Here is a 4,262-nt window from a genome sequence, read left to right on the forward strand (position 1 = left end):
GGGTTGTGTCGGAGCCCACCCGACCACCCCTCGACGAGGGAAGGAGCCGGATAAGAGCGGCCTCACCGCGACGCGTTAGCGTCGCAATTAACACAGTTAGCTGTCGCCTTCGAAGAGGCTGGTCACCGAGCCGTCGCTGAAGACCTCGGTGATGGCCCGGGCGATCAGCGGGGCGATCGACAGGACCGTGAGCTTGTCGAACCTCTTGTCCTCGGGGAGCGGCAACGTGTTGGTGACGATGACCTCGGAGACCCTGGAGTTCTTCAGCCGGTCGACCGCGGGGTCGGAGAAGACCGCGTGGGTGGCCGCCACGACCACGTTGGTGGCGCCCTGCTCGTAGAGGGCGTCGGCCGCCTTGCAGATCGTGCCCGCGGTGTCGATCATGTCGTCGATCAGCACACAGGTCCGGCCCTTCACCCGGCCGACGACCTCGCTCACCTTCACCTGGTTGGCCACGTCGAGGTCGCGGCGCTTGTGGATGAAGGCCAGCGGGGTGCCCAGCGTGTCGGCCCAGCGCTCCGAGAGCCGCACCCGCCCGGTGTCGGGTGAGACGATCGTGGTCGTGTCCAGGTCGAGCTTGTCCTTGAGGTAGTTGACCAGGACGGGCATGGCGAACAGGTGGTCCACCGGGCCGTCGAAGAAGCCCTGGATCTGGGAGGTGTGCAAGTCGATCGACATCAGCCGGTCGGCGCCGGCCGTCTTGAACATGTCGGCCATCAGGCGGGCGGTGATGGGCTCGCGGCCCCGGCCCTTCTTGTCCTGGCGGGCGTAGCCGTAGAACGGCATGATCACGGTGATCCGCTTGGCGGAGGCGCGCTTGAGCGCGTCCACCATGATCAACTGCTCCATGATCCACTGGTTGATCGGCCCGGTGTGGCTCTGCATGACGAACGCGTCACAGCCACGGACCGACTCCTGGTAGCGGGCGTAGATCTCCCCGTTGGCGAAGTCGCGCAGCGTGGTCGGTGCCGCGTCGACTCCGAGGTGACTCGCCACCTCGTCCGCCAACTCCGGATGCGCCCGCCCGGAGAAGAACATCAGGTTCTTCTCACCGGTCTTCTTGATGCCGCTCATGCCGTCCCCCTCGCCGGAGAGCACATCGATGTCCGCGCGACGCCGCGCCCACCGGGCCGCTCGCTCCGCTCACTCACGTCTGGCTCCCCTGCTGTTTCTCCGACTCGGCGGCCTTCAGCGCCGCCTGAGCCGATCTGGTGCCCGCGCGCCTGCGCACGACCCACCCTTCGATATTGCGTTGCCGTCCGCGGGCCACCCCGATGCTCCCTGCCGGGACATCTCCGTCGATGACCGAACCCGCGGCCGTATATGCGCCGTCGCCGATGTTGACCGGCGCGACGAGCATGGTGTCGCATCCGACGAAGGCGTGCTCGCCCACCGTCGTGTGATGCTTGTTGACCCCGTCATAGTTGACGAAGATCGCCGAGGCGCCGATGTTGGCGCCGGCGCCGATCGTCGCATCACCCACATAGCTCAGGTGCGGAACCTTCGCACCCTCTCCGACCTGGGCGTTCTTCATCTCGACGTACGTTCCGGCCTTGGCCTTGCGCGCCAGCACGGTACCTGGGCGCAAATAGGCGTACGGCCCGACCAGGGCCTCGGGGCCGATCACGGCCTCGGTGCAGACGGCGTTGCGCACCAGCGCCCCCTCGCCGACGACGGTGTCGGTCAGCGTGCTGGCGGGACCGACCTCGGCGCCCTCGGCGACCACCGTACGGCCGTGTAGCTGGGTACCGGGGTGGATCACCACGTCCTGTTCGAGGATGACGTCCACATCGATCCAGGTGCTGGCCGGGTCGACCACGGTCACCCCGGCCCGCATGTGCGTCTCCAGCAGGCGCGCGTTGAGAACCCGGCGGGCGAAGGCGAGCTGTAGGCGGTCGTTGACGCCCTCCACCTCCACGTAGTCGGCCGCGACGTGGGCGCCGACCCGGTGGCCGTCCTGGCGCAGGATCGCGAGGACGTCCGTGAGGTACTCCTCGCCCTGGGCGTTGGAGGCGGACACTCGCTTGACCGCGTCGGCCAGCAGGGACCCGTCGAAGGCGTAGACGCCGGAGTTCATCTCTTTGATCGCCCGCTGCGCGGGGTCGGCGTCCTTCTCCTCGACGATCTCCAGGACCGCCCCCGAGGCGTCGCGGATGATCCGGCCGTAGCCGTACGGGTCGGGAACCTCGGCCGTCAGCACGGTGACGGCGTTGCCGTCCTCGCCGTGCCGTTCGAGCAGGGCCGCGAGGGTCTCGGAGCGCAGCAGCGGCGTGTCGCCATAGGTCACCAGGACGGTGCCGCCGATGGTGCCCACCGTCTCCAGGACGGTACGGACGGCGTGACCGGTGCCCTTCTGCTCGGTCTGGACGACGACCTGCGCGTCGGGGCCGGTGCCGGCCAGATGCGCCTGGACCCGCTCCCGTTCGTGGCCGATTACAACGATGAGCCGCTCGGGTTCGAGCCCTCTTGCGGCGGCGAGCATATGGTCGACCAGAGTACGGCCGCACAGTTCATGAAGGATCTTTGGTGTTCTCGACTTCATCCGGGTGCCCTCGCCTGCGGCAAGGACAATCACGGCGGCCGGGCGCGGCACACTCACGGACGAGGCTCCCTCGGCGTCGCGGCTGAGACATGACGGAGCACGATGACGGACATCCACCCCCAGGGCATGGCACCGTCACCTGCTCGACAACGTGAGGATACCTTCCCGTTCGGGAACCCACCCAGCCGACTAGCCGAGCCAATAAAGCAGACATAAGAGACGGCTCCGGCACCAGGACTCGAACCTGGACAACAAGGACCAAAACCTTGCGGGCTGCCAATTACCCAATGCCGGATCGGCCAGACAGCAGGGACGACCCCCGTACGCCTGGCCCCCCTACGATACAGAGCCCGCGGCGCCGAACGCGCGCCGTTTGGAAGCCGTCGTGCTCACGAAGTCGAGCGGCCCCGGCAATGAGCCTGGAGAACCCGTCGTTTGGCAGGTCAGACACGGGTAGAACAGATTACGAAGCCGCTACGGCGCCAGCCCCGGAGGGTCAGCTTCCACACACTTGGTGCTTAGGGATTCCTAACTTACGATGGCGTAGGTTACGGTGGCGTAGCCGCACGTGAATCCTTGCCTTTTCCGAACCACCGCGAGGTAGCGCATGACCGTCATCGAAGAACGCCCAGCTCCGGGCCCCAAACCCGACGTAGACCCAGAGCCGAAAACACTGCCCGAGATCATCACCTTCGGGGTGGTCGTCGGCGCCCCGCTGATCGCCCTGGCCGTGGCCATCCCGTTCGCCTGGGGCTGGGGACTCGGCTGGTCCGACATCGTTATCGCGGCGGTCTTCTACGTGGTCACCGGACTGGGTGTCACCGTCGGCCTGCATCGCCACTTCACACACGGCTCGTTCAAGGCCAAGCGCCCGCTGAAGATCGCGCTGGGCATCGCGGGCAGCCTCTCGATGGAGATGTCGGTGCTCGACTGGGTGGCCACCCATCGCAAGCACCACAAGTTCTCCGACAAGGAGGGCGACCCGCACTCGCCGTGGCGCTTCGGCACCGGCTTCGTGGCCGTGTCCAAGGGCCTGCTCTGGGCACACATGGGCTGGCTGTTCGAGGCCGATCGGGCCAACCGTGAGAAGTACGCCCCCGACCTGGTCAAGGACCCGGACATCATCAAGCTGCACAAGTTCTTCCCGGTCCTGGCGATCACCACGATAGTCATGCCCGCCCTGCTGGGCGGCCTGCTGACCTGGTCGTGGTGGGGCATGGCCACCGGTTTCTTCTGGGGCACCCTGGTCAGGGTCGGCCTGCTGCACCATGTGACCTGGTCGATCAACTCCATCTGCCACGTCTTCGGCGAGGAGGTCTTCGAATCACGCGACAAGTCCCGCAACGTGTGGTGGCTGGCCATCCCCTCCTTCGGCGAGTCCTGGCACAACCTGCACCACTCCGACCCCACCTGCGCCCGGCACGGCGTGCTGAAGGGGCAGATCGACCTCAGCGCCGGTGTCATCCGCTGGTTCGAGAAGGCCGGCTGGGCCTACGACGTCCGCTGGCCCACCCCCGAACGCCTAGCCGCCAAACGCATCGCCGCCTGAAGTCCCTCCAGCACTCCCTTTCTCCCTCCCCGGGGCCCTGTTCCCTCCCCCCGGGGACGCGCCCGTGCTCTGTCCCTGAGGGACTCCCCGTGAGGCCGCGCCGGCGACTGGACTGAGGAGAGCGGGGTCGCGAGGAACGAGCGGCCCCGGTCGACGAGGGAAGGAGCCGGG

At 67.2% G+C, this 4,262-nt stretch carries 3 protein-coding genes and 1 tRNA gene; 1 reads left to right on the top strand and 3 read right to left on the bottom strand.

Annotation, left to right across the window (positions count from 1 at the left end; genetic code table 11):
* Positions 1-96: 96 nt before the first annotated feature.
* From ABZ260_RS47680 to ABZ260_RS47690, 3 genes are all read right to left on the bottom strand, one after another.
* A complete protein-coding gene (locus ABZ260_RS47680) occupies positions 97-1,074 on the bottom strand; it encodes a ribose-phosphate diphosphokinase (protein ID WP_355563815.1) in 978 nt (325 codons plus the stop codon).
* 73 nt (positions 1,075-1,147) lie between these two features.
* Positions 1,148-2,599 (bottom strand): bifunctional UDP-N-acetylglucosamine diphosphorylase/glucosamine-1-phosphate N-acetyltransferase GlmU, encoded by a 1,452-nt coding sequence (glmU, locus tag ABZ260_RS47685; protein ID WP_355631655.1) that lies wholly within the window; start codon positions 2,597-2,599, stop codon positions 1,148-1,150.
* Positions 2,600-2,765: 166 nt separating this feature from the next.
* Positions 2,766-2,837 (bottom strand) — tRNA-Gln (locus ABZ260_RS47690).
* Between the two features lie 312 nt (positions 2,838-3,149).
* Here ABZ260_RS47690 and ABZ260_RS47695 point away from each other — a divergent pair.
* Positions 3,150-4,091 (top strand): fatty acid desaturase, encoded by a 942-nt coding sequence (locus tag ABZ260_RS47695; RefSeq protein WP_355631658.1) that lies wholly within the window; start codon positions 3,150-3,152, stop codon positions 4,089-4,091.
* The last annotated feature ends 171 nt before the right edge of the window (positions 4,092-4,262 follow it).

Origin of the sequence: Streptosporangium sp. NPDC006013 (genome assembly GCF_040614275.1) — a bacterium.
In the GTDB taxonomy this organism is placed as follows: Bacteria; Actinomycetota; Actinomycetes; order Streptosporangiales; family Streptosporangiaceae; genus Streptosporangium.